General features: G+C 71.7%; 20 protein-coding genes and 2 pseudogenes. 10 read left to right on the forward strand and 12 right to left on the reverse strand.

Translation table 11 applies throughout. The annotated features are described in order from the left end of the window. Window positions 1-4 precede the first annotated feature (4 nt). Both RS82_RS12155 and RS82_RS12160 read left to right on the forward strand, forming a co-directional pair. Window positions 5-1531 (forward strand): apiosidase-like domain-containing protein, encoded by a 1527-nt coding sequence (locus tag RS82_RS12155; protein ID WP_245619598.1) that lies wholly within the window; start codon window positions 5-7, stop codon window positions 1529-1531. A 3-nt stretch (window positions 1532-1534) separates the two neighbouring features. Continuing rightward, the gene (locus tag RS82_RS12160; protein WP_045299776.1) at window positions 1535-3613 is read left to right on the forward strand and encodes a beta-galactosidase; all 2079 of its coding nucleotides are present in this window, start codon (window positions 1535-1537) and stop codon (window positions 3611-3613) included. A gap of 97 nt (window positions 3614-3710) precedes the next feature. Here RS82_RS12160 and RS82_RS12165 read toward each other — a convergent pair whose 3' ends face one another. From RS82_RS12165 to RS82_RS12180, 4 genes are all read right to left on the reverse strand, one after another. Then, on the reverse strand, window positions 3711-5438 hold the full coding sequence (locus RS82_RS12165; protein WP_045299778.1) for a D-apionate lactonase family protein: 1728 nt from the start codon (window positions 5436-5438) through the stop codon (window positions 3711-3713). A 149-nt stretch (window positions 5439-5587) separates the two neighbouring features. Continuing rightward, window positions 5588-6343, reverse strand: coding sequence for an SDR family NAD(P)-dependent oxidoreductase (locus tag RS82_RS12170; protein ID WP_045299780.1), 756 nt, complete (start codon window positions 6341-6343; stop codon window positions 5588-5590). Between the two features lie 3 nt (window positions 6344-6346). Beyond that, window positions 6347-7213 (reverse strand): phosphogluconate dehydrogenase C-terminal domain-containing protein, encoded by an 867-nt coding sequence (locus RS82_RS12175; RefSeq protein ID WP_045299782.1) that lies wholly within the window; start codon window positions 7211-7213, stop codon window positions 6347-6349. After that, window positions 7210-8004 (reverse strand): sugar phosphate isomerase/epimerase family protein, encoded by a 795-nt coding sequence (locus RS82_RS12180; protein ID WP_045299784.1) that lies wholly within the window; start codon window positions 8002-8004, stop codon window positions 7210-7212. The genes RS82_RS12175 and RS82_RS12180 overlap by 4 nt, the downstream gene beginning before the upstream one ends. A gap of 50 nt (window positions 8005-8054) precedes the next feature. Here RS82_RS12180 and RS82_RS21085 point away from each other — a divergent pair, with 50 nt between their 5' ends. Then, entirely contained in the window at window positions 8055-8273 is a 219-nt protein-coding gene (locus RS82_RS21085; protein ID WP_342666938.1) for a hypothetical protein, read from the forward strand. Window positions 8274-8304: 31 nt separating this feature from the next. After that, entirely contained in the window at window positions 8305-9576 is a 1272-nt protein-coding gene (gene hisS / locus RS82_RS12190; protein WP_045299788.1) for a histidine--tRNA ligase, read from the forward strand. Here the strand turns inward: hisS and RS82_RS12195 are convergent. After that, window positions 9560-10816, reverse strand: coding sequence for an APC family permease (locus RS82_RS12195; RefSeq protein WP_045299789.1), 1257 nt, complete (start codon window positions 10814-10816; stop codon window positions 9560-9562). The two genes, hisS and RS82_RS12195, sit on opposite strands and share 17 nt — an antisense overlap. A gap of 110 nt (window positions 10817-10926) precedes the next feature. Here RS82_RS12195 and RS82_RS21840 point away from each other — a divergent pair. Then, window positions 10927-11073 (forward strand): annotated as a pseudogene (locus RS82_RS21840) (DUF1905 domain-containing protein); the annotation flags it as partial. A 113-nt stretch (window positions 11074-11186) separates the two neighbouring features. Here RS82_RS21840 and RS82_RS21095 read toward each other — a convergent pair. Together RS82_RS21095 and nhaA are read right to left on the reverse strand one after the other, a co-directional pair. After that, window positions 11187-11726: pseudogene (locus RS82_RS21095) on the reverse strand (MazG nucleotide pyrophosphohydrolase domain-containing protein); the annotation flags it as partial. Continuing rightward, window positions 11681-12841 (reverse strand): Na+/H+ antiporter NhaA, encoded by a 1161-nt coding sequence (gene nhaA, locus RS82_RS12200; protein WP_045299791.1) that lies wholly within the window; start codon window positions 12839-12841, stop codon window positions 11681-11683. The gene nhaA and the pseudogene RS82_RS21095, both read right to left, overlap by 46 nt. Before the next feature lie 174 nt (window positions 12842-13015). Here nhaA and RS82_RS12205 point away from each other — a divergent pair, with 174 nt between their 5' ends. Both RS82_RS12205 and RS82_RS21370 read left to right on the forward strand, forming a co-directional pair. Continuing rightward, window positions 13016-15688 (forward strand): phosphoenolpyruvate carboxylase, encoded by a 2673-nt coding sequence (locus tag RS82_RS12205; RefSeq protein WP_045299793.1) that lies wholly within the window; start codon window positions 13016-13018, stop codon window positions 15686-15688. A 60-nt stretch (window positions 15689-15748) separates the two neighbouring features. Next, window positions 15749-15919: a hypothetical protein gene (locus RS82_RS21370; RefSeq protein ID WP_157005551.1), complete on the forward strand. Its 171-nt coding sequence runs from the start codon at window positions 15749-15751 to the stop codon at window positions 15917-15919. 64 nt (window positions 15920-15983) lie between these two features. On the opposite strand, the gene RS82_RS12210 is transcribed toward RS82_RS21370, so the two are convergent. Next, window positions 15984-16583, reverse strand: coding sequence for a gamma carbonic anhydrase family protein (locus RS82_RS12210; RefSeq protein WP_045299795.1), 600 nt, complete (start codon window positions 16581-16583; stop codon window positions 15984-15986). Window positions 16584-16713: 130 nt separating this feature from the next. On the opposite strand from RS82_RS12210, the gene gdhA reads away from it, so the two are divergent. Continuing rightward, complete coding sequence (gene gdhA / locus RS82_RS12215; RefSeq protein ID WP_045299797.1) at window positions 16714-18096, forward strand: NADP-specific glutamate dehydrogenase; 1383 nt, start codon at window positions 16714-16716, stop codon at window positions 18094-18096. A 104-nt stretch (window positions 18097-18200) separates the two neighbouring features. On the opposite strand, the gene mfd is transcribed toward gdhA, so the two are convergent. Further along, a complete protein-coding gene (mfd, locus tag RS82_RS12220; protein ID WP_169748699.1) occupies window positions 18201-21827 on the reverse strand; it encodes a transcription-repair coupling factor in 3627 nt (1208 codons plus the stop codon). A 70-nt stretch (window positions 21828-21897) separates the two neighbouring features. On the opposite strand from mfd, the gene RS82_RS12225 reads away from it, so the two are divergent. Continuing rightward, entirely contained in the window at window positions 21898-22545 is a 648-nt protein-coding gene (locus RS82_RS12225; protein ID WP_045299799.1) for a hypothetical protein, read from the forward strand. 171 nt (window positions 22546-22716) lie between these two features. On the opposite strand, the gene pth is transcribed toward RS82_RS12225, so the two are convergent. Beyond that, entirely contained in the window at window positions 22717-23301 is a 585-nt protein-coding gene (pth, locus tag RS82_RS12230) for an aminoacyl-tRNA hydrolase (RefSeq protein ID WP_045299801.1), read from the reverse strand. A gap of 122 nt (window positions 23302-23423) precedes the next feature. Next, window positions 23424-24068: a 50S ribosomal protein L25/general stress protein Ctc gene (locus tag RS82_RS12235; RefSeq protein ID WP_045299803.1), complete on the reverse strand. Its 645-nt coding sequence runs from the start codon at window positions 24066-24068 to the stop codon at window positions 23424-23426. 281 nt (window positions 24069-24349) lie between these two features. Between RS82_RS12235 and RS82_RS21950 the strand changes: the two genes are divergently transcribed. After that, complete coding sequence (locus RS82_RS21950; RefSeq protein WP_262927523.1) at window positions 24350-24472, forward strand: hypothetical protein; 123 nt, start codon at window positions 24350-24352, stop codon at window positions 24470-24472. Here the strand turns inward: RS82_RS21950 and RS82_RS12240 are convergent. Continuing rightward, window positions 24457-25233, reverse strand: coding sequence for a FadR/GntR family transcriptional regulator (locus RS82_RS12240; RefSeq protein WP_045299805.1), 777 nt, complete (start codon window positions 25231-25233; stop codon window positions 24457-24459). The two genes, RS82_RS21950 and RS82_RS12240, sit on opposite strands and share 16 nt — an antisense overlap. Window positions 25234-25243: the final 10 nt, after the last annotated feature.

Below are 25243 nucleotides of genomic sequence, written 5' to 3' on the forward strand. Positions count from 1 at the left end.
CCCCGTGTCCCCAGCGCTGCGCGCTCCCCAGTCTGAGCTGTACCGCCCCATCGAGCTGACCTTCACCGGCACCGGCGTGATCCCCGCGGACCGCACGCCCGTCACCGTGTACGCGCGGCACGGGGCATCCGGAGCCGAGCGCGTGGTCCCCGGCTTCTGGGATGGCGGCACCGCTTACCGCGCACGGTTCGCCCCCGACCTCGAGGGGGAGTGGTCGTGGACGAGCGAGAGCACGGATGCTGCGCTCTCCGGCCGGTCGGGCACGTTCGAGGTGGTGCGCGGCGGCGATCACGGGCCGGTGCGGGTGGCGCATCGCTTCCACTTCGCGCACGCCGACGGCACGCCGTTCCGGCCGGTCGGCGCGACCGCGTACAACTGGCTCCACCAGGACGAGCCGCTGTTCTCGTCGACCGTCGACGCGATCGCCGAGGCGGGCTTCAACAAGTTCCGCTTCATGGTGTTCCCGCAGGGCGGCGGGTACATCGAGCACGTCCCGACCCTGATGCCGTTCGAGAAGACCGACGGACGCTGGGATGTCACGAAGCCCGTGCCGGAGTTCTTCCAGCGCCTCGACCGCGCCGTCGAGGTGCTCGGGGAGCGCGGCATCCAGGCCGACGTGCTCATCTACAACGCGTACGACCGCGGCCAGTTCGGGCTGAACGAGCTGACCGAGCAGGAGGATGCGATCTACCTGCGGTACCTGGTCGCGCGGCTCGCCGCCCATCCCCACGTGTGGTGGTCGCTGTGCAACGAGTTCGACCAGCTCGAGCGCCCGGACGACCGCTGGGATCGCACCGGCGCCCTCCTCGCCGAGATCGATCCTCACGACCACCTCCGCTCCATCCACAACTGGATCGAGCTCTACGACAACAACCAGCCGTGGGTCACGCACGCCTCGATCCAGAACGGGTCGGTCACCACCGAGTTCGGCCGCGCGAACCTGTACCGCGACGTGTACGGCAAGCCGGTCGTCCTCGACGAGATCAAGTACGAGGGCGACATCCCCGACCGCTGGGGCCACCTCGACGCCGAGCAGCTCGTGCACCAGTTCTGGATCGCCACGGTCGCCGGCACCTACGCCTCGCACGGCGAGAGCTTCGCGACCGAGTCGGGAAGCCTCCACATGGTCGAGGGCGGCCCGCTCCGCGGCGAGTCGCCGGCTCGGCTCGGCTTCCTGCGCACGGTCCTCGAGGAGATCGATGGCGCGGGCCTCGACCCGATCGACAAGTGGGACGACCCGGCGTACGTCGCCGGCATCCCCCGGTGCCTCTACGTGCAGTACCTCGGTGCCTCGGCACCGGCGACGTGGGACTTCCGCCTGCCGATCGGCGTGCCCGGCGAGCGGCCGGAGCCCGGCGACCGGTTCCAGGTCGACGTCATCGACACGTGGAACATGACGGTGACCCCGGTCGGCCGGACCTTCACGCTGGACGACGTGCAGCGCAACGACGCGTACGACCGCGCATCCGCTCCCGTCGAGCTGCCCGAAGGCGAGGCGCTCGCGCTGCGCATCACGCGGATCGGGGGCTGAGCCGTGGCACCCGTCGATCGCCTCCGCGCGTGGCGGGGCGGCCCGCGGCTCGGCACGGCGTACTACAACGAGTACCTGCCCGATCCGGACCGGCTCGAGACCGACCTCCGGCTGATGGCGGATGCCGGGATCACGTGCATCCGCGTCGGCGAGTCGGTCTGGTCCACGTGGGAGCCGCGCGACGGCGAATTCGACCTGGAGTGGATGACGCCGATCCTCGACGCCGCGACGCGGCACGGGATCGGGGTCATCCTCGGCACCCCGACCTACGCGGTGCCGCCGTGGCTGGCGCGCGCACATCCGGAGCTCGCGGTCGTGCGCCGCGACGGTTCGCCGGTGCCGTGGGGCGGGCGGCAGGAGGTCGACTACACGTCGGAGCTCTTCCGCGGCTACGCCGAGCGGGTGATCCGCGCCGTGATCGGCCGCCACGGGCGGCATCCCGCAGTGACCGGCGTGCAGCTCGACAATGAGGCGGGCCTCCACCTCATCCACAACGACGACGTCGTGCAGCGCTTCCGCGAGTGGGTCGCGGAGCGCTACGGCGACGTCGAGACCCTCAACCGGGAGTGGGGACTGACGTACTGGTCGCACCGCATCGCCGACTGGGACGAGCTGTGGGCGCCGGCCGGCAACACCACCCCGGCCTACGATCTCGCCTGGCGCCGGTTCCAGGCGGAGCTCACGGCGGACTTCATCGGGTGGCAGGCCGGCATCGTCCGCGAGCTCGTCCACGAAGACACCTTCCTGACGACCTGCGTCGCGTACCAGCGCCCCGCGATGGACGACGTCGCGGTCGGCGCGCAGCTCGACATCGCCAGCGGCAACGCCTACTACCTCGCGCAGGACGCGCTCGACCTCGACCGAGAGGGCGCCGGCGGCCAGTGGTACGCCGACGACGTCCCGCAGTTCGTGCTCATGGCCGACCGCATGCGCGCCACGAAACAGGGGCCGTTCCTCGTCACCGAGACGGGTGCCGCGTCCATCGGTCCGGCGTGGCTGACGCGCCCGCCGTACGACGGGCAGCTCGCCCAGGCGGCCTGGCTCCTGGTCGCGCGCGGTGCGCGCCTCGTGTCGTACTGGCACTGGCACACGCTGCACTCGGGCGCCGAGGTGCACTGGGGCGGCATCCTCGGGCACGATCTCGAACCTGGCCGCATCCACGCGGAGGTCTCGGTGATCGGCCGGCAGTTCGCCGCGGCAGCGGAATGGCTGACGGATGCTGCGCCCGACGCCGATCTCGGTCTCGTGTACGCGCACGACAGCGAGTGGATGATGGGGTTCGAGCCGCCCCTCGCGGCCGGGTCCGAAGGGGACCGCGGGTCGTACGCGCGGATCGTGGGCGCCTTCGGCCGCGCCGCGATCGATGCCGGGCTGCAGGTCGGGTACGTGGACGAGCGTCAGCTGCCCGAAGCCGACGAGCTCGTGCGGCGCCACCCGGTGCTCGTGGTCGCGGGCCTGGTCGCGGCATCCGATCCGACCCTGGAGACCCTCGCGGAGTACGCGCGTCTCGGCGGCCGACTCGTGCTGGGGCCGCGGACGGGGTACGGCGACGATGAGGGCCGCATGCGCGCGGCGCTCGCGCCGGCCATCGTGGGTGCCGTGGCGGGAGCGGGCTACCGGGAGTTCGCTGCGCTCGCCGCGCCGGTAGACGTCGTCCGCGACGGCGAGGTCGTCGGAAGCGCCCACGGCTGGATCGACGGGCTCGAGCCCGACGGCGCCGAGGTCGTGCTCGGGTACCGGCACGAGCTGTTCGGGCGTTGGGCGGCAGTGACGCGGCGGGACGTCGGCGCGGGCTCGATCACCGTGGTGGGCTCGCTCCTGGACCGCGCGACGCTCGCCGAGGTGATCGCCGCTGCAGCGGGTTCTCCTGGCGGGATCCTGGCGGCGCGGCCGAGCTCCGTCACGGCGCACTCCCTGACGGGAGGGCGCGGGCGCGTCTGGGTCGTGCACAACTGGTCGCCCGAGCCCCGTGCCGTCGTGCTCGACCGGGCCGCAGCATCCGTCCTCGACGACGCAGTGTTCGCGGCGGCCGCCGAGGTGACGCTCGCGCCGTGGGACGTCCGCGTCTGGCGCGAGGCCTGACCAGCGCTCAGGCCGGGCCGGCCCGATGCGGGGGACCGTACGCCGGAAGCGGCACGTGCGGCCGACTCGGCGCCGGCGGGGTGGGCAGATGCGGAAGTCAGAGGCGGGTGAAGGTGCCGGGTGCGACGTCGGCGGTGCGGGACTCGCCGCCCGGGAGCTCGACCTCGACCGTGCGCGAGCGGCGGTCGAGGTTGGCGACCAGCGCCACGTCGCCGCCGGCGGTGCGGGCGCCGAGCGCCCACACCAGGCCGTCGGGGGAGTCGCCGCGGAGGCCGGGCTCGCCCGCGAGCGCCGCGAGAGCAGCGACGGCGTCGAAGACGGGGAGGGTGGTGCCGTCGACCGTGCGCAGCCCGCGCGGGCCCCACTCCTCGAAGTACGCGAGGGTCGCGACGCCGGGGACCGCGAAGGCGGCGGCGCTGGCGACGGTCCACGCGGCCAGTTCCGGGGCCGCCTGGCGCGCGTCGACGGCGTCCGTCAGGGCCGAGCCGTAGCCGTCGCGCAGGTCGTCGTGGTCGGGCATCGGCGGCGAGGTCGTCGCCACGTCGTTGAAGTGGGGGCGCAGCGAGATCGGCCCGATGTGCACCGGCAGCCCGCCGGCGAGGCGCACGGCCTGCCCTGCGGCGACCCGCTGCATGCCGAGGGCCTCGACCAGCTGGGCGGTGCTCAGGCTGTGGAACAGCGGCGTGCTGCTGAACACGATCCCATCGAGGCCACGCGGAAGGCGATGGTGCTCGCGGTTGAGCTCGGTGAAGTGCGAGCGGGCGCCGCCGACCAGCTCGGCCTCGATCCCGGCCTCGGCGAGGGCGTGGCGCAGTGCGCCGATCGCGTCGAGGTCCGAGACATGCCGCGCGGGACCCGTCGGCGGGAACGCGGTGATGCGCGCGACCGACAGGCCCCGAAGTGCGCGGACCGCGCGGTCGATGGCGGCCGGGTCGGCGTCCGCGAGGACGAATCTCACGTCCAGAGGGAGTCCGGATGCCGCGGCCCGGTCCAACGCGGCGCGCCAGTTGCGGGTCGCGAGGTCGAGCTCGACGAGCACCGTCTCGCCGATGGCGGCGAAGTCCGGCGCGGGGTCCGGGGCCGTCGACGCCGACACCCCGATCGAGGGCAGCGCGGTCCCCTCCTCGAGCCGGATGCGGGTCACCGGGTCGGCGACCACGGCGGCGGGCGTTCCCGACACCGCGATGTCGACCGACTGGACGACGCGCTCACCGGCGGCGAGCCGGTACGGGAAGGGGAGCGCGAGGGGACGGCTGTACGTCTTGTACGAGGCATCCGTCCAGTTGCGCTGGTCCTCCATCTCGAAGACGTCGCCCGCGAAGCGCACGTCGACGTCGAGGCCGTCGTGCGTCCAGGACAGGCCCGCGATGTCGAACGCCGGCTGATGAGGGCTGATGCCGGCCGGGAACCGGGAGCGCACCACCTCGCCGTCGGAATGGCGGACGTGCATCGTGGAGCCTGCGAGCACCGGTGGGTGGAGCACGACGAGGCCGGTGCGGTTGGTCTCGAACTCCGAGGCGGACTCGAGGTCGGCGAGCACACGCAGACGCCCGGCGCCGCGCACTTCGGCGCGGACGATGCCGCGGAGGTCGGAACCGAGCCCGGTGGAGCGCACGTGCAGCGTCAGCGCGATGCCGGACGAGTCGATGCGGTCGACCACGAGACCGGCGGTGTCCCAGTTGCGATCGCGCACGACCGCGCGCACCGAGCGGAGCACGACGCGGCCGTGGTACGCGATGTCGGCGAGCTCGTCGTCACGGAGTTCGAGCGACCACGGGCCGCTGCGCCACTCGCGTGCCGGCTCGCCGTTCCACAGGTGCGTCATCGTCCCATCCTCGTCCTCCGCAGTGAGTCCTGCGCAACGTTCGTGGTCCTCGACCCTCGTCCCCCGTGGTTGGGGCGCAGAATCTCCGTTGGGGCGCAGAGGATGCGCCCCAACGGACGAAATGCGCCCCGAACCCGAGGGGACTCAGGTCAGAGCGAGGTCATGCCGCCGTCGACCTGGAAGGTCGCGCCGGTCGCGAAGGCGCCGTCGTCACTGGCGAGGTACACCATGATGCCCGCGACGTCGTCGGGGGTGCCGGCGCGACCGATCGGGATGCGGCTGATGATCGCGGCGCGGGACTCGGGGTCCTCGCTGATCGCGGCCACCAGCGGCGTCTCGGTGTACGCCGGCTGCACCGTGTTCACGCGGATGCCCTTGTCGGCGTACGCGGCGGCGACCGTGCGGCCGAGGCCGTGCATGCCGGCCTTGGACGCGCTGTAGGCGGTGAAGTCCTTGCCCTCGCCGTTGACCGCCGTCGGGCTGCCGGTGAGGATGATCGACCCGCCCCCGCGCGGCACCATCGAGCGCAGCGCGTGCTTGACCGTCAGGAACGTCCCGGTCAGGTTGATGTCGATCGTCCGTCGCCAGACGTCCAGGTCGAGGTCGGCCGCCGGGGCGTCCTGCCCGAACAGCTGCACGCCGGCGTTGGCCACCACGACGTCGGGCGCCCAGCCGGCCGCCTCGAGCTCGGCGAAGGCCGCGGCGACCGCGTCCTCGTTCGAGATGTCCATCGTGACGGCGCGGGCGTTCTCACCGATCCCGGCGGCGGCCGCGGCCGCGCCCTCGCCGTTGCGGTCGGCGAGGATCACCCGCGCGCCCTCACGGGCGAATCGCGTCGCGACCGCCAGGCCGATGCCGAGTGCCCCGCCCGTGACGAGCGCGGTCTTGCCCTCGAGCTGTCCCATGGATCAGCGCTCGATGTGGTCGAGGTGCAGCATGCGCGCGAGGTTCTTGTCGAGCTCGTCGTCGCGGAAGATCTTCTTCCAGTCGTCCTTGATGATCGACTCGCGGCCGTAGTCCATGGCGATGAGGCACGCGTCCGAGAACGGGTTGTCGCCGCGCAGACCGTTGGCGAGCGCCACCTGGGTGTGGCCGTAGAGGATGCTGCGTGCCGCCGCCTCGGGAACGCCCATGGTGTTGATCGCCTCGTCGAGGGCCTCGTTCAGGAGCGCGCCGATCATGCAGGCGACGGTCTCGACGAGGGTCGGCTCGAGCTGGGCGAGTTGCTTGACGGTCACGAAGTGCACGTCGATGACGGGGGCGTAGATCGCGCGGACGGTCGCCTCGACGATGGCCTTGTGGGCCGGGTCGTCGCTCTCGACGGCGGCGATCGCGTCCTGCGGCGCGGCGATGCCGCCGAACGTGTCGGCCCACTCCTCCTTGGTGGTGCGCTCGAGGAACACCGACGGGTGGCACGGGTGAGCCACGGCCTGGACGACGTCCTCGCGCGTGGTGAGCAGGCCGGCGTAGGCGGCGGCCGGGTCGAGCGTCAGCACGATCGCGCCCGACTTCAGTTGCGGCACCAGCTCGGCGGTGACGGGACCGAGGGCCAGGTCGGGCACGGCCAGGACGACGATGTCGGCGTCGGCGACGGCGGTGGCGGCATCCGTCAGCTCACGACCCGCGTCGATCGTGCGCTGCCGGCCGGCGGGCGAGTTCTCGACGTACCAGACCGTGTGGTCGGTCTTGACGAGGTTGTTGGACACGCGCATGCCCATCTTCCCGCCGGCGCCGACGACGGCGATCTTGTACGTCTCAGTGGTGGTCGTGCTCATGTCGTGCTCCTCAGATATTCGATGGTTCGGCGGGTCCATTCCCGCTCGGTGCGGACGGTGGTCTCGGCGTCCCCCTGCCACGAGAGCCAGTGCTCGACGATCTCGTTGATCCCGCGCTCGCGCGGGCGGACGGTCTCGAGGAGGTGGGGGTAGTCGTGGAGGCCCTCGCCCATGGGCGCGCCCCCGTAGGTGAAGCCGACCCAGCCCGGCTGGCGGGCGAAGGCGAAGTCCTTGACGTGCACGTTCTTGACGAGCGCGGCGGTCTGCTCGACGCAGTCGCGCGGACGCTCGAGGCGGGCGACGACGTTCGCCGGGTCGAGGCAGATGCCCAGGCGGTCGCTGTCGATGCGGGCGACCAGGCTGACCAGGTCTGCCGTGGCAACCTGCTCGTACGTCTCGAGCGCGAGGTCGACGCCGGCCGCTTCGAACGAGGGGAGCACGGCACGGAGCCACTCCTCGGCCTGCTCCAGGGTGGGACGGGTCTCGGCGGAGTAGAGCATGCTGCGCACCAGCGTGGTGTCGAAGGCGCTCGCGAGATCGAGGAACCGGGTCAGCCGGTGCGGCTCGATGCCCTTGGTGCCCAGCTCGATCGTGAGCTCGAGGTCGCGCGCGGCTGCCGCGGCATCGGTGAGCTCTGCGCCGGTCATGGTCTCGAGCGGCGCGTAGTCGCAGATCTGGAAAAGGTCGACGCCGAGCTCCTTGGTGGCCTCGAACGCGCCGATGAGCGAGAGCGGCTCGGGCACGCGGTCGGAGTGCTGCCAGAAGTAGGCGTAGGTTCCGAGCCCGATCATGCGTCGACCTCCCCGTGGTCTCCGCGAGAATCCGTCTGGAGGCTGAGACCTTGGGTGATCCCCGCGGTCTCGTCGCCCCGATGGATTCTCGCGGTGGTCGGCGCTGGGAACCCGCGACGGAGACGGAGCTCGGGGACGCGCTCCTCGCGCTCGTCGAGATCGCCCGAGCCAACGGGTGGGATGCGGAGCGCGCGCTGCGCGAGCGCCTGCGCGGGCTCGCTCGTGACATCCGTGCCGCCGAAGGCACCCCGGAGGACCTGGAAAGATAGGTGCGTGGCATCCGTCAATCCGCCGCGCGGCATGCGCGACTTCCTCCCCGCTGAAAAGGCCCGTCGCGAGAGCGTGCTCGCCGTCATCCGCGAGCGCTACCGCGCGCACGGGTTCGACGAGATCGAGACGCCCGTCATGGAGGAGTACTCGCGGCTGCACGCGGGCATCGGCGGCGACAACGAGAAGCTCGCCTACAACGTGCTCAAGCGCGGTCTCGACGCCGACGCGATCCGCGGCGCGGCCGGCGACCCGGCGGCCCTCACCGACCTCGGCCTGCGGTACGACCTCACGGTGCCGCTCGCCCGGTTCTACGCGACCAACCGCGGCCAGCTGCCGTCGGTGTTCCGCTCCATCCAGATCGCGCCCGTCTGGCGCGCCGAGCGCCCGCAGAAGGGCCGCTACCGCCAGTTCGTGCAGTGCGACATCGACATCATCGGCGACGCGTCCGCGCGCGCGGAGGCCGAGCTCGCGGTGGCCACGCTCGACACCCTTGACGCGCTCGGGCTCGAGGGCGGCAGCATCCGCATCAACGACCGGCGCGTCCTCGACTGGATGCTCGACAGCTTCGGCTTCACGTCCGACGAGCGCCCCGGCGTGCTCATCACGATCGACAAGCTCGACAAGCTCGGTCCCGACGGCATCGTCGCCGAGCTGCGCGAGCGCGGCGCGACCGCCGGCGCGGTCGACGCGTTCGCGGCGTTCCTGCGCCGCCCGACGACCCTCGAGTACAACCCGTACGGCGAGCGGCAGATCCGCAAGGCACTGCCCGACGGCGCGCCTGACGACATCGTCGCGCACCTGGTCGGCATCGGTGCGGCGGTGGCCGCGTCGCGCGGCTCGGCGACCGAGCTCGAGGGCGACATCCCGCTCGTCTTCGATCCGTTCCTGGTGCGTGGAATGGGCTACTACACCGGCACGATCTTCGAGCTTGCGCACCCCTCGGTCGACTACTCCCTCGGCGGCGGTGGCCGCTACGACGGCATGATCGGCCGCTTCCTCGGGCAGGACGTCCCCGCCGTCGGATTCTCGATCGGCTTCGAGCGCATCGTCGACCTGGTGTCGGAGCGGACGGATGCTGCGGCCCCGGCCGTCGTCCTCGTCCACGACCGCGACGTGCCCGAGGGGGAGCTCCTCGCGCTCAAGGCCGCGCTCGTGCGCGAGGGCTCGCGCGTGCGACTGGAGCAGCGGACCAAGAACCTGAAGGCGCTTCTCGAGCGCGCGGCATCCGACGGCTACACCGCGTTCGCCACGGTGGCGCAGGGAACCACGCCGGCGTCGCTCGAGGTCAAGCCGCTCGCCTGAGCCCGCGGAGGCGGAGCGCCCGATACAGGACGCCGATCGCGACGACGACGACGCCCGCAACGACGGACTGCCACGGCAGCGTGACCGCGAGGACGAGGCAGCCGATCCCGCCGATGATCTGCAGCGCGACCGCGTAGCGCCGCGCGTCGCCGCGCTGGCGGAAGGCGGCGACGTTGGCGACGAAGTAGTACAGCAGCACTCCGAACGAGGAGAAGCCGATCGCGCCGCGGAGGTCGACGAGCGCCACGAGCAGCACGACGGCCGCCGCCGCGGCGAGTTCGGCGCGATGCGGCACATGCCATCGCGGGTGCACCGCGTCGAGGAAGCCCGGGAGATCCCGCTCGCGCGCCATCGCGAACGCGGTGCGGCTGACTCCCGCGATGAGGGCGAGCAGCGCGCCGAGCGAGGCAGCCGCGGCGCCGATGCGCACCACGACGTCGATCCACGCCCAGCCCGACTGCGCAGCGGCGTCGGCGACCGGTGCGGTGGACGAGGCGACGGCGTCCGGCCCGAGCGTGCTCAGCACTGCGACGGCGACGACGGCGTACACGGCGAGCGCGATGAGGAACGCGATCACGATCGCCCGCGGGATCACACGGCGCGGATCGCGCACCTCCTCGCCCATCGTGGCGATGCGCGCGTATCCGGCGAACGCGAAGAACAGCAGACCGGCGGACTGCAGGATGCCGTAGCCGCCGCCCGCCCCTACCGTCTCGGCCGTGAACCAGTCCGGGGGGGAGCCCGCCGAGAAGCCGGCGGTGACGGCCGCGGCCAGCGCGCCGAGCGAGATCACGACGATCACGCGCGCGGCGCCGGCGGTGCGCGTGACGCCGAACCAGTTGACGGCGGTCAGCAGGCCCACGGCAGCGACGGCGACGGGCCGCTCCCACCCCGCGGGAGCGGCGTACGCGGCGAAGGTGAGCGCCATCGCCGCGCAACTCGCGATCTTGCCGATGACGAAGCCCCAGCCCGCGACGAACCCCCACCAGGGGCCGAGCTCCGCGCGTCCGTACGCATACGTTCCCCCCGACGTCGGGTACGCGGCGGCCAGCTGCGCCGACGACGTCGCGTTGCCGAACGCGACGATGGCGGCGATTGCGAGGCCGATGAGCAGACCGGTGCCTGCGGCATCCGCTGCCGGCGCCCACACGGCGAAGACGCCTGCGCCGACCATCGAGCCGAGGCCGATGAACACGGCATCGCCGAGCCCGAGGCGGCGCTGGAGCGCGGGGGAGGTCACGGGCGAACTCTAGCCCGCGGGGGAGAACCGCCGGTCCGGGGTTCCCGTGCGGCGCCCGCGCCCGCGAGGATGGGGCCATGACGCTGCAGATCCACACCGTGCTCGCGCCGATGGGCCCGGCCACCGCCATCGAACTGACCGACGAGCAGGTCGCCGAGCTCGGCGGCGGCAAACGCGCCGCTGTCGTCGTCGGGATCGGCGGGCGCACCGCGCGGGTGCGTCTCGGCGTGATGGGCGGGCGCAACCTCATCGGGTTCTCGAAGGCCGTGCGTGCTGAGCTCGGTGTCGAGATCGGCGACGAGGTCGACGCCACCATCGATCTCGACACCGCCGAGCGCGAGGTCGAGGTTCCCGCTGACCTGGCCGCCGCGCTCGAGGCTGCGGGGGTGAGGGCCGCCTTCGACAGGAGCTTCTGGGCGAGCGCGAGGCTCGGCATCCGTTCGCTCACGCCGTCGAGGACCGAGCGGCGCTGGTGCTTCTCGGCGGCCTTCGCGGCGTTCCAGTGGATGAGCACCTCCTCCGGCGTCGTCGCGACGGCGTCGCCGAAGACATGCGGATGCCGCCGCACCATCTTGTCGGTGAGTCCCCGCGCGACGTCGTCGATGTCGAAGGGGTCGTCGTCGTCGCGTGAGGCGATCTCGGAGTGGAACAGCACCTGCCACAGGAGGTCGCCGAGCTCTTCGCGCAGCTCCTCACGTGAGCCGTCCTCGACCGCGTCGATCAGCTCGGCGCTCTCCTCGACGAGGTACGGCACCAGGGCGCGGTGGTCGATCTGCTGCGTCCAGACGCAGCGGTCGCGCACCGCGCGCATGACGTCGGCCGCCTCGCGGAGCGGATCGGGCGCACCCGGCGAGCGGGGTTCGGTCACGTCGTCACGGATGCTGCCGCCGTCCGGCGTCGATGGTGCCATGCCCGCCACGATACGAGCCCTGCGGCCAGGAGGAGCGAAATCACGGAACCCGCGAGCACACCCAGCGTCGCCTGGTCGCGGTACGCCTCATCGTCGGAGAACGCGAGCTCGGAGAGCAGGAGCGACACCGTGAACCCGATGCCGCCGAGGGCGCCGGCAGCCAACAGGTCCGAGAAGGCGAGCGGCGGCGCGCTCCCCCGGCCCCCGATGCGCAGCGAGATCCACCCGAACAGCGAGATGCCGACGACCTTGCCGACCGGCAGCGCGACGAGCACGCCCCAGAACGCCGGCGACAGCTCGGACAGCGGCACCGACGGGATCGGCACGAGCGCCGCCGAGAACGCGAACACCGGGAGCACGATGACGTTGACCCACGGCTCGAGCTCGTGCCGCACGCGCAGCGCCGGACGCTGCGCCATCGCGAGTCCGAGCGCCACGCCCGCGATGGTGGCGTGCACGCCCGAGAGGTACACCAGCACCCAGGTGGCGATCGCGAGCAGGGTGAGCAGGACGGCGAGCGGCATGCGGGCGCGCGTGTCGAGCTGTCTGCTCAGGATGCCGAACGCGACGACCGCGACCGCGGCTCCGACGAGCGCGGCGACGTTCACCCCGGTCGTGAAGAGCACCGCGATGAACACGATCCCGACGATGTCGTCGAGGATCGCGAGCGCGAGGAGGAACACCCGCAGCGCCGACGGCAGCCCCCGGCCGAACACCGCAAGCACTCCGAGCGCGAACGCGATATCGGTCGCGGTCGGGATCGGCCAGCCCGCCGTGGCGCCCGATCCCCACGCCATCGCGGCATAGATCGCGATCGGGATCAGCACGCCCCCGGCGGCCGCGATCGCGGGCTGCAGAGCCTTTCGCGCCGAGTTGAGCTGGCCGGCGGTGAGCTCGTACTGCAGCTCGACCGCGACGACGAAGAAGAAGACCGCGAGCAGTCCGTCCTTGATCCAGTGGGAGAGGCTGAGCTCGAACACGCCCGGGATGCCGAGGTGGGCGTGCATCGCGTCATCGACGGCAGGGCCACACGCCGAGTTGGCGACGAACAGGCCGAGACCTGCCGCGACGAGCAGGATGATCGCGGGGAAACGAGCGGAGCGGAGAAGCGACATCTGGCCTCCGGGAGGGGATCGCGGGTCGACGAGGACGTGCCGACCAGACTTCCCGGCGCTCCACGGTCAGTGTAGCGAGCCGACTTGCGGCATCGCCGAGCGGGGCGCCCCGACCGATCGTCACACAGCGTCGACCGTCACTTCGGGGAAACACCGCGCCGTTAGCCTGGAGAGATGCGTGAACTCACCCACACCGAAGCGATCGACCTCGTCGGGCGGTACGAGGCGGAGCAGGCGATCCCCGAGCAGATGCGCGGCGACGTCCGCATGCTCGGGACACTTCTCGGTCAGGTGCTGCGCGAGAGCGGTTCGCCGGGACTGTACGAGGACGTGGAGCGTCTGCGCACGGCGACGATCCAGGCGTACACCGACGAGACACCGGAGGCCTTCGCCCGCGCAGCCGCCATCGCCGACTCGTTCACGATCGCCCGCGCCGACGAGGTCGCCCGGGCGTTCACCGCGTACTTCCACCTCGTGAACCTCGCCGAGGAGCACCAGCGCGTTCGCGTGCTGCGCGAGCGCGACGGGCGCCCCGACCGCGAGCAGGCGACCGACTCGGTCGCCGCGGCGTTCGTGCGCCTCGCTGCCGAGGTCGGCGACGACACGGCCCTGAAACGCCTCCAGGGCATGCGGTTCCACCCGGTGTTCACCGCCCACCCGACCGAGGCTCGTCGCCGCGCGGTGTCGACCAGCATCCGCCGCCTCGCGACCCTCCTCGAGGAGCACGACGCGTCGCTGCGCGGCGGCGCGGACGAGCGCCGTGCCGAGCGCCGCATGCTCGAGGAGATCGACACGCTGTGGCGCACCGCGCCGCTGCGGCCCGAGAAGCCGGCCCCCACCGACGAGGTGCGCGCGGTCATGGCCGTGTTCGACGACACGCTCTACACGGCGGTCCCCCACGTGTACCGCCGCGTCGACGACGCCCTGCAGGGCCCCGCCGCCGGCGGCCGTGCGCCGGTCGTGCGCCCGTTCGTGCGCGTCGGCTCGTGGGTCGGCGGCGACCGTGACGGAAACCCGTTCGTCACGGCGTCCGTCACCCGCAAGGCCTCCGCGATCGCGAGCGAGCACGTGCTCATCGGCCTGGCGCGCACCACCAGCCGTATCGGGCGCACGATGACGCTCGACGCCTCGACCACGCCGCCGAGCGATGCCCTCCTCGCGCTGTGGCGGCGCCTCAAGGCGGCCGACGAGGACGCCGCGAAGGACATCGCCAAGCGCTCCCCCGACGAGCCGCACCGGCGCATCCTGCTGCTGATCGCCCGCAAGATCGAGGCGACCCGCGCGCGCAACGCCGACCTCGCGTACCGCGACCCCGAGCACCTGCTGGCCGACCTGCGCGTGGTGCAGGAATCGCTCGTGCAGGCCGGGGCCCCGCGTCAGGCATACGGCCACCTGCAGCAGCTGCTGTGGCAGGTCGAGACCTACGGCTTCCACCTCACCGAGCTGGAGGTGCGCCAGCACTCGGCCGTGCACGCCAAGGTGCTCGCCGAACTCGAGTCGGGCGCGCCGCGCAGCGAGCTCGCCGAAGAGGTGCTCGACGTCATCCGCACCGTCGGGTTCCTGCAGGAGCGCTACGGCCCGCGCGCCGCCGGTCGCTACATCGTGTCGTTCACGCAGTCCGCTGAAGACCTCGCCAACGTGCACAAGCTCGCCGCCTACGCGGTCGGCCCCGACGGCACGCCGCCCGTGCTCGACGTCATCCCGCTGTTCGAGACGTTCGCCGACCTGCAGGCCGCGCCCCGCATCCTCGCCGAGATCGTCGAGCACCCCGAGTTCGCCGCGCGCCTGGAGGCCACCGGCCGTCGCCTGGAGGTCATGCTCGGCTACTCGGACTCCTCCAAGGACGTCGGCCCCGTCGCCGCCAACCTCGCGCTGTACGAGGCGCAGGCGAAGATCGCCGCGTGGGCTGACGAGAACGGCATCGAGCTCACCCTCTTCCACGGCCGCGGCGGCGCCCTCGGGCGCGGCGGCGGCCCCGCGAACTCCGCGATCATGGCGCAGCCGCCGCACTCCGTCGACGGCCGGTTCAAGCTCACCGAGCAGGGCGAGGTCATCTTCGCCCGCTACGGCGACCCCGCCATCGCCATGCGCCACATCGACCAGGTCGCCGCGGCGATCCTGCTCGCATCGTCGCCGTCCAACGAAGAGCGCAATCGCGCCGCGGCGGCGAGGTACGCCGACGTGGCCGCGACGATGGATGCAGCCTCCCGCGAGCGCTTCTTCTCGCTCGTGAAGGCGCCCGGCTTCGCGCCGTGGTTCGCCCGGGTGACGCCGATGGAGGAGATCGGCCTGCTCGCCCTCGGCTCGCGACCGGCCCGCCGCGGTCTGTCGGTCGAGTCCCTCGAGGACCTCCGCGCCATCCCGTGGGTGTTCGCGTGGACGCAGGCGCGCATCAACCTGGCCGGCTGGTTCGGCCTGGGAACGGCGCTGCAGGCCGTCGGTGACGAGCCGCTGCTGCAGCGGGCGTACCAGGAATGGCCGCTGTTTCGCACGCTCATCGACAACGTCGCCATGAGCCTCGCCAAGACCGACGACCGCATCGCGCTGCACTACCTCGAGCTCGGCGACCGCGACGACCTCGCGGCGCTCGTGCGCGACGAGATGCACCTCACGCGCGACTGGGTGATCCGCATCACCGGCGGCACCGAGCTGCTGGGCAACAAGCCGGTGCTGCAGCGCGCCGTCAAGATGCGAAGCCCGTACGTCGACGCGCTCTCGCTGCTGCAGCTGCGGGCGCTGCGGGCGCTGCGGGAGGCTCCGGAGGGCGCTCCGGTCGATCCCGAACTGCAGCGCCTGCTGCTGCTCTCGGTCTCGGGTGTCGCGGCCGGACTGCAGAACACCGGCTGACCCGGACGCCGCCGCGCGTCGCAACCGGGATCGCCGAGACCCCGGCGTACCGTGGCGCGCATGGCACGGATCGTCGTCGCCGAAGTCTGCCCCTGGTGCGGGTCGCTCGATGTGCGGGCGAGCGAACCACGGTGGTTCCGGATCGAGTGGGAACGTCGAGGCCACCTCGACGACGGCTCGGTCGACCACCTCGAGTTCCGCTGCCGCGACTGCGGCCTCGCCTGGGACTGACGTCGAAGATCCACGGATGCTGCGGCCCGCGGCATCCGTGATCCTCGTCGTCCGGGCGGGCGGGTCAGTCGAGCCGGCGGTCGTCGGCGTGGCGCGCGAGGCTGCGGCCGTAGCGTTCGGTGAGCTGCACCATGAGGTCGGGGGTCTCGCGGTCGAGGCCGAACACGTAGCCGGGGAAGTCGAGCTCGCGCTGTGCGGCCCAGATCTCCTCGTGGCGGTCGGGCGGCAGGATCTGCACCGGGTCGCCGACGGCCACCCAGCCGATCGGCACCGTCGACTCGGCGGGGAGCGTCGTGCGCAGGTGCACGACGGCGTTGATGCGCACTTCGCTGCGGGCACCGATGTGCGCGCCGTTGAACACGCGCGTGCCGGTCGCCAGGAAGACCTCCTCCTCGACGACGGCGCCCGAGATGCTCGCCATCGGGCCGACCAGCACATGGTCGGCGATGTGCACCGCGTTGGTCGCGGTGGCACGCACGAGCGCGTTCTCCATCACGATGACGTTCGCGCCGAGGGTGATGGCGCCGCCCTCGGCCGTGATCACCGCGCCGTGCAGGATCTGGCAGTCGGCGCCGATCTCGACATCGCCGCTGATCACCGCGGTCGCCGCCACGACCGCGTCGGGATGGATGCGGGGCTGTGCCCCGAGGTGCTCGAACCGCATCGTTCCTGTCTCCCGCCTTCGTGGATGGGGCCCAGCGTAGCCCGCCGTCACACGTCCGATCGACGCCCCGACCGTGGATAGGGTGAAGGAGCGCCACCCCCGCGCACCGCTCCACCCCGAAAGCTCCACCATGCCCTCTGCGCCCTCGACCGCGTCCGCCACCGGATCCCTCACCTCGGCGGAATCCATCCGGCTCGTCCTCGACACCGTCGAGGCCCGCAATCCGAACGAACCCGAGTTCCTGCAGGCCGTGCACGAGGTGCTGGAGTCGATCTCGCCGGTGCTCGAGGCGCACCCGCAGTTCGTCGACGGCGGCATCCTGGAACGGCTCGTCGAGCCCGAGCGCCAGATCCTGTTCCGCGTGCCGTGGGTCGACGACGCCGGACGCCTGCAGGTCAACCGCGGCTTCCGCGTGCAGTTCTCGTCGGTGCTCGGCCCGTACAAGGGCGGCCTCCGCTTCCACCCGTCGGTGAACCTCTCGATCATCAAGTTCCTCGGCTTCGAGCAGATCTTCAAGAACGCGCTCACCGGCCAGGGCATCGGCGGCGCCAAGGGCGGCAGCGACTTCGACCCGCACGGCCGCTCGAACGCCGAGATCATGCGGTTCTGCCAGTCGTTCATGAACGAGCTCTACCGCCACCTCGGCGAGCACACCGACGTGCCCGCCGGCGACATCGGCGTGGGAGCCCGCGAGATCGGGTACCTGTTCGGCCAGTACCGCAAGGTCACCAACCGCCACGAGTCCGGCATGTTCACCGGCAAGGGCGTGCAGTGGGGCGGCGCCGAGGTGCGCACCGAGGCGACCGGCTACGGCGCCGTGTTCTTCGTCGAGGAGATGCTCGGCGTCCACGGCGAGACGCTGCGAAACAAGCGCGTGGGCATCTCGGGATCGGGCAACGTCGCGATCTACGCCATCGACAAGGCGCGCCAGCTCGGCGCGACGGCGGTCACGGCATCCGACTCGTCCGGCTACGTCGTCGACGACGCCGGCATCGACGTCGACCTCCTCCGCCAGATCAAGGAGGTCGAGCGCGCCCGCATCTCCGAGTACGCCGCCCGTCGACCCGGCGCCCGCTACGTCGAGGGCGCGCGCCCGTGGGAGGTGCCCGTCGACGTCGCGATCCCCTCCGCGACCCAGAACGAGCTCGACGCCGACGACGCCCGTGCCCTCATCGCGAACGGCCTGCGCGCGGTCGCCGAGGGCGCGAACATGCCGACGACCCCCGAGGCGATCGAGCTGTTCCAGTCTGCCGGCGTGCTGTTCGGTCCGGGCAAGGCGGCGAATGCCGGCGGCGTCGCCACCTCGGCGCTCGAGATGAGCCAGAACGCCGCGCGTCAGCGCTGGAGCTTCGACGACAGCGAGGCCAAGCTCCGCGCGATCATGGCCGACGTGCACGCCGCAGCCTTCCAGGCCGCCGAGCGCTACGGCCGCCCCGGCGACTACGTCGTCGGCGCGAACTCCGCGGGGTTCGAGCGCGTCGCGCACGCGATGCTCGCACAAGGCGTCATCTGACCCTCCGCATGCGCTCCGAGATCAGGAGATCTGCGCACGGCGGGACGATCGCACACGAATCGTCCTGCCCCCGCCGGATCTCCTGATCTCGAGGAGAGCCCGGCTCAGCCTGCGGCGGCGGCAGCGGCATCCGCCTCGGTCTTCTTCTCGGGCCACAGCTGCTCGATCAGCTGCGCCACCCACGCGATGAGCTCGTCGTCGCCCAGCGGTTCGCCGCCCGCCGACGGCAGCGGCACGACCATCGCCTCTCCCCCGGCGACGACCTTCGCCTTGGGGTGCAGGCGCTGCAGGCGCACGCGCATCGAGTCGGGAAGGTTCGCGGGTGCGATGCGCAGGTTCGGGCCCATCGCGACGACATCCGCCAGCCCGGCCTGCCCCGCCCTGCGCCGCAGGCGCGCGACCGCGAGCAGCCCCTCGACCTCCGACGGCGGCTCGCCGTAACGGTCGGTGAGCTCCTCGATGACGAGGCCGATCGCCTCGGGCGCCGCGGTGACGGATGCCGCGGCCGAGAGCTTCTGATAGGCCTCGAGACGCAGCCGCTCGCTGTCGATGTACGACTCGGGGATGCGCGCCTGCACCGGCAGCTCGAGCCGGAGCTCGGTCGGGCCCTCGGTCTCCTCGCCGCGGAACGTCGCAACGGCCTCGCCGATCATACGCAGGTACAGGTCGAAGCCGACCCCGGCGATGTGGCCGGCCTGCTCGGCACCGAGAAGGTTTCCGGCGCCCCGGATCTCGAGGTCCTTCAGCGCCACCTGCATGCCGGACCCGAGGTCGTTGTTGACGGCGATCGTCTCGAGGCGGTCGGCCGCCGTCTCCGACAGCGGCTTCATGTCGTCGTACAGGAAGTACGCGTACGCGCGCTCGCGCGCGCGGCCCACCCGGCCGCGCAGCTGGTGCAGCTGGCTGAGGCCGTACTTGTCGGCGCGATCGATGATGATCGTGTTCGCGTTCGAGATGTCGAGACCGGTCTCGACGATCGTCGTGCAGACCAGGACGTCGGAGCGACGCTCCCAGAACGCGTCGACGACCTCCTCGAGCGCGTGCTCCCCCATCTGGCCGTGAGCCACCGCGATGCGCGCCTCGGGCACGAGCTCGGCGAGCTCGGCGGCGACCCGCTGGATCGACTGCACGCGATTGTGCACGTAGAACACCTGGCCTTCGCGCAGCAGCTCGCGGCGGATGGCGGCGGCGATCTGCTTGTCGTTGCGGGGGCCGACGTACGACAGGATCGGATGCCGATCCTCTGGTGGCGTCTGCAGGGTCGACATCTCGCGGATGCCGGTGACCGCCATCTCGAGGGTGCGCGGGATCGGCGTCGCGCTCATGGCGAGGATGTCGACGTTGGTCTTGAGCTTCTTCAGCTGATCCTTGTGCTCGACGCCGAACCGCTGCTCCTCGTCGATGATCATGAGGCCGAGGTCCTTGAAGATCACCTTCTCCGTGAGGATGCGGTGCGTGCCGATGACCATGTCGACGGTGCCGTCGGTGAGCCCGGCGAGCACTTCGCGCGCCTGCTTGTCGGTCTGGAACCGCGAGAGCGCCTTGACCTTGACGGGGAAGCCGGCGAAGCGCTCGGTGAAAGTCTCGAGGTGCTGCTTGACGAGCAGTGTCGTCGGCACGAGCATCGCGACCTGCTTGCCGTCCTGGATCGCCTTGAACGCGGCGCGCACGGCGACCTCGGTCTTGCCGAAGCCGACGTCGCCAGACAGGAGCCGGTCCATCGGGATCGGCTTCTCCATGTCGGCCTTGATCTCGTCGATCGTCTGCAGCTGGTCGGGCGTCTCCGCGAACGGGAACGCCTCTTCGAGCTCGCGCTGCCAGGGCGTGTCAGGTCCGAAGGCGTGCCCCTTCGAGGCCATGCGCGCCGAGTAGAGCTTGACGAGCTCGACCGCGATGTCGCGTACTGCGCGGCGCGCCTTGCTCTTGGCCTGGGCCCAGTCGCTGCCGCCCATCTTGGAGAGGCTCGGCGCTTCGCCGCCGACGTAGCGCGACAGCAGATCGAGCTGGTCGGTCGGCACGAAGAGCTTGTCGCCGGGGTATCCGCGTTTGGAGGGCGCGTACTCGAGCACGAGGTACTCGCGCACGCTCTTCACCGCGTTGCGGCCGCCGCTGGACACCTCGCGCTGGGTGAGCTCGACGAACTTGCCGATGCCGTGCGTCGCGTGCACGACGTAGTCGCCGGCCTTCAGCTGCAGCGGATCGACGACGGCCTTGCGCCGCGATGCGAGCTTCTTCACGACGCGCGAGTCGCCGCCGATCGTGCGCCCGTAGAACTCGGACTCGGTGAGCACGGCGAGCTTCGCGTCGGCGGACTCGAACCCGCGCTCCAGTGCGCTGAGCACCACATGCGCGACGCCGGGCTCGGGCGCGTGCATCACCTCGTCGACCTTGCGCGCCGCGATGCCGCGCTCGGCGAGCACATCGCGGGCGCGCTCCACGAGTCCGGCTCCGGATGCTGCCACGACGACCCGCCAGCCGTCCGCGAGCAGTGCGCCCACGTGGTCGGTGGCGCCTTCGACGTTGCCCTGGAACGAGGGCACGGCCGCACCGGCAACCCGAATGGCGGCGGCGGCCTCGAGCGCGACGTCGATGTCGTCGTCGATGAGACCTTCCGCGGCGGCATCCGCGTGTCCGGAGTCGAACGCGCTGAGCGTCCACCAGACGCCGCTGCGATCGCGGGCCGCCTCGCGGAGCTCGGGCAGGGTCAGGAAGTCCCCGGCACCCAGGTCGATCGGGGTGCTCGCACCGGCGGTCGCGGCGCTCCACGCCGCATCGAGGAACTCGCGGTTGGTCTCGCCGAGGGTGATCGCACGCGTCACCGCGCGCTCGGGGTCGACCAGGGCGACCGCGGAGCCCTCGGGCAGATAGTCGACGAGGGTCACGAGGCGGTCGACGACGGCAGGCAGCAGCGACTCCATGCCCTCGACGGGGATGCCCTCCGACATCTTCTCGAGCATGCCCTTGAGGCCGGGGAACTCGTCCTTGAGCTGACGGGCGCGGCCGCGGACGGCCTCTGTCAGCAGCAGCTCGCGACTGGGCAGGAGGGTGACCTCGCGCACCTCGCCGGGGAGCGACCGCTGGTCCGCAACCGAGAACGCCCTCATCTCGTCGACCTCGTCGCCGAAGAACTCGACGCGGTACGGATGCGGCGCGGTCGGCGGGAAGACGTCGAGGATGCCGCCGCGCACGGCGAACTCGCCACGCCGCGACACCATATCGACGCGGTGATAGGCGAGCTCGACGAGGCGCGTCGACACGTCGCCGAGGTCGTGGCCACGGCCCCCCACGACGAGTTCGATCGGATCCACCGAGGTCAGGCCCGCGGCAAGGGGCTGGATCGCGCCGCGCACCGACGCCGTGATGACCAGCGGCGTCGCGGCATCCCAGCGCGCGATGCGCGTGAGGATGTCGAGGCGCGCACCGACCGTCTCGGCACTCGGGCTGAGGCGCTCATGCGGCAGTGTCTCCCACGCGGGGAAATGCACCACCTCGGCACCGGGCAGCAGCGCGCCCAGCGCGGGACCGAGCGACTCGGCTCGTCGCCCCGTCGGTGCGACGAGCAGCACGATCGGCGGCTTGCCCGCGGCACGGCGACGCTCGAGCAGAGCCGCGAGGAGGGGAGCGTCGAGTCCTTCGACGAGCGAGAAGTCGGCATCGACGGATGCCGCGGCCAGCGCGTCCCGGAAAGGCTCAGCCTGTTCGAGGGCGCGCACGATCCCGGGAACTGTCACCGGACGAGTCTACGACCCGCCACGGACACGGGGATCCGCCGTGGACCGGGCCCGCTCCTAGGATGAGGCTGTGAGCCAGCCCGACACACCCCAGAACCCGCCTGCTCAGCCCGCGGAGTGGGCGCCGCCGTCGGCCGCGCCGTTCGGGACGCCGACCGGCGAAGCCCCCGCCCCGGGGTATCCGGGTGCCGCGGCGGCGACCCCGCAGGGATGGGCGACTCCCCCGGCGGGCGCGTACGCACCGCCTCCCGGATACGCGCCCCCCGCGGGCTATCCGGTGCCGCCGGCCGCAGCATCCGTCATCGCGTACGGTGCTCCCGCTCCCGTCAAGCGCAGCGGCGCACTCGGGATCGTCGCGCTCGCGCTCGCACTCGTCGCCACGATCGGCGCGAGCCTGCTGGCCGCGATCGCAAGCTTCAACATCGGGCTCGGCGCCGGCCGCGAGATCTCGTCACGGCCGTTCACCGGCGACTTCGACTGGTCGGTCCTGACGCCCGTGCGCGACTGGGTGCTGATGGGCGAGGTCTCGTTCTGGGTCGGCACCGCGATCGGTGTGTGGGCTCTCGTACAGGGGATCATCGCGGTCGTGAAGGGACGCGGCCGCGGCGCCGGCATCGCGGCGGTCGTCATCGCCGCCCTCGGCCCGATCGCCTTCGGCGCCGTCGTGCAGGGCTTCCTCACCGCGGGCCTCGCCGCCGGGACCGGCATCGGCGGCTGACGCGGCTCGATACCCGGAGCGACAGCATCCGCTCGCGTCCTGCTCCTCATTTGAGGACGCGAGCCGAAATGCGGAGCGAAACCCCTGGGTCGGCCCTCATCTCGGCACTCGCCCTCAACTGAGGAGGGAAAGACCTGAGGCTCCTCGGGCGGCGGTGCGCGCCGCGCGGGGTCAGACGCGGGGGGCGTGGTGCTTCTGCTGGGTGGCGAGCAGGCCCTCGGCCACCAGCTGCTCGACCGCGTCGGCGGCGTCGCCGACCAGGATCGGAAGGTTCTTCCGCTCGGTGGCGCCGAACGGGTCCAGTACCCAGTCGGCGGCGTCCTGGCGTCCGGGAGGCCGGCCGATGCCGACGCGCACGCGCGGGAACTCCGGTGTGTCGAGGGCCTTCGCCACGTCGCGCACGCCGTTGTGACCGCCGTGGCCGCCGCCGACCTTCAGCTTGATCGTGTCGAACGGGATGTCGAGCTCGTCGTGCACGACCACGACGTGGTCGGCGTCGATGCCGTAGAACTTCGCGAGCCCCGCCACGGGTCCACCCGAGACGTTCATGAAGGTGTTGGGCTTGGCGAGGATGAGCTTGGGTCCGCCGGGGCGCAGCCACGTCTCGACGACGCGGGCGTTCGCCTTGTGAGCTTTGAACGATTCGCTGCGCCGGCCGGCGAGCTCGTCGACGACCAGCTGCCCCACGTTGTGCCGCGTGAGCTCGTAGCGGGGGCCGGGGTTGCCGAGCCCCACGATCAGCCACGTGTCTGCCATGTCATCCATCCTGCCCGAGCCCGCGCCGCGTCGTCGGCGCGGACCCCTCGGCAAAAGCAGCGAGGGGGTGCGGCACCCGCCGCACCCCCTCGCCGGAAACGATCCGATCGCTCGGCGTCCGATTACTCGGCGGCGGCCTCCGCGGCCCCCTCCGACGCCTCCGACTGCTCGGCGGCGAGCTCGGCGTCGGCCTCGGCGATCTCCTCCTCGGCCGCGAGCGCAGCCGCGGGGACCGAGATGGCGACGATGAGCAGCTCGGCGTCGGCGATGAGGACCGAGCCCTTCGGCAGCTTCAGGTCGGCCGCGGTGATGTGCGTGCCGTCCTCGAGGCCTTCGACGTCGACCTCGATGTGCTCGGGGATGTGCGTCGCCTCGGCCTGCACGGTGACGGTCGTGTTGTCGAGGTTCGCGATGGTGCCGGGGGCGGACTCGCCCACGACCACGATCGGCACCTCGATCTCGACCTTCTCGCCCTTCTTCACGACGAGGAGGTCGATGTGCTCGATGATCTGGTGCACGGGGTCCTTCTGGACGTCCTTGACCAGCGTGAGCTGCGACTTGCCGTCGAGGTCGAGCTCGAGCACCGCGTTCGCGCGGCGGATGAGCAGCGAGACCTGGTGGCCCGGAAGAGCGACGTGAACGGGGTCGCTGCCGTGACCGTAGATGACGGCAGGGATCTTGCCGGCGGCGCGGAGGCGGCGGGCGAAGCCCTTGCCGAAGCTCTCGCGGAACTCGGCGTGGACCTTGGTGTCGGGCTCGTTCGACATGGGATTCTCCTTGGCGGGCGCGGTGCCCTGTTCTGAGTCGGCACGTGGCCGTTCCGAATCGGCCTGCGCGGTGGCGGGCCCGGGTATTGGGGATGTCTTCGACTCGAACGCACGCGCGTGAGGAAAGCCCGGGGGCCGGCATCACCGCGTCGATCACGGATGCCGCAGCCCGCCGCGATCGACAGGCGCGAGGCATCCCTCGCCGAAGTTCGGACATGAGTCTACCAGCGCCCCCGCTACGATGAGGAACGCACCTGCTTCCCGCTCACACGGAGGACCCCATGGACTACGGCTTCGCAAGCCACGCTCTTCTCTGGCTCATCGGCGCCATGGCCGCCGTGGGCGCTCTCGGCACGGTGCTCGCGTTCTGGAGCCTCGGCCGCCAGGGCTACCGCAAGGACTGACCTCGCCGCCCGGGTCCTGAGCGCTCGCGCTCCTCGGGCACTCCGGCGAGCTCGCCCGCGACGGCTTCGTCCATCGCGGCATCGGATTCGCTGACGATCCGCGACATCGCCTCGAATGCCGCATCCGCCTCGCCGCTCGCGACCGCGAACGCGACGTCGCGATGCCAGCGCACCGCATCGGGGTTCGCCTCGTGCGGCATCAGCGCGTGACGCGTTCGGCCTTCGAGAACCGCCTGCACCACTCCCCCGAGCACCCCGAGCATCGGGTTTCCGGATGCGCTGAGCAGCGTGCGGTGGAACTGCACGTCGGCGTCGAGGTACTCGGCCTCCGCGGCCTGCTGGTCATGACGCGCCATGGCCAGCGCCGCCGCCACGAGTTCCTGGCGCTGCGCATCGGTCGCGTTGGCGGCCGCAAGCCGCGCCGCGACTGGTTCGACCGCGCCGCGGAGTTCGCCCAGTTCGCGCAGCTGACGCGCGCGCCCGGGCCCGTCGAGACGCCACGAGATGATCTCGGGGGCGTAGACGTTCCACTGCTCCACCGGCAGCACCTCGATGCCCGCCTTGCGACGCACCTGGACGAGACCGAGGGATTCGAGGACCCTGACCGCCTCGCGCGCCGCCGATCGGGAGGCGCCCGAGGACTCCGCCAGCTCAGTGGTCAGCAGGCGCGATCCGGCGGGATGCTCGCCGTGCACGATCGCGGCGCCGAGCCGCTCGACGAGGGCGTCGTGAACGGGACTGCCGTGAGGTGTGTCGGCCATGGTCCGATTG

The sequence above is a fragment of the Microbacterium trichothecenolyticum genome (assembly GCF_000956465.1).
Classification (GTDB): domain Bacteria; phylum Actinomycetota; class Actinomycetes; order Actinomycetales; family Microbacteriaceae; genus Microbacterium; species Microbacterium trichothecenolyticum.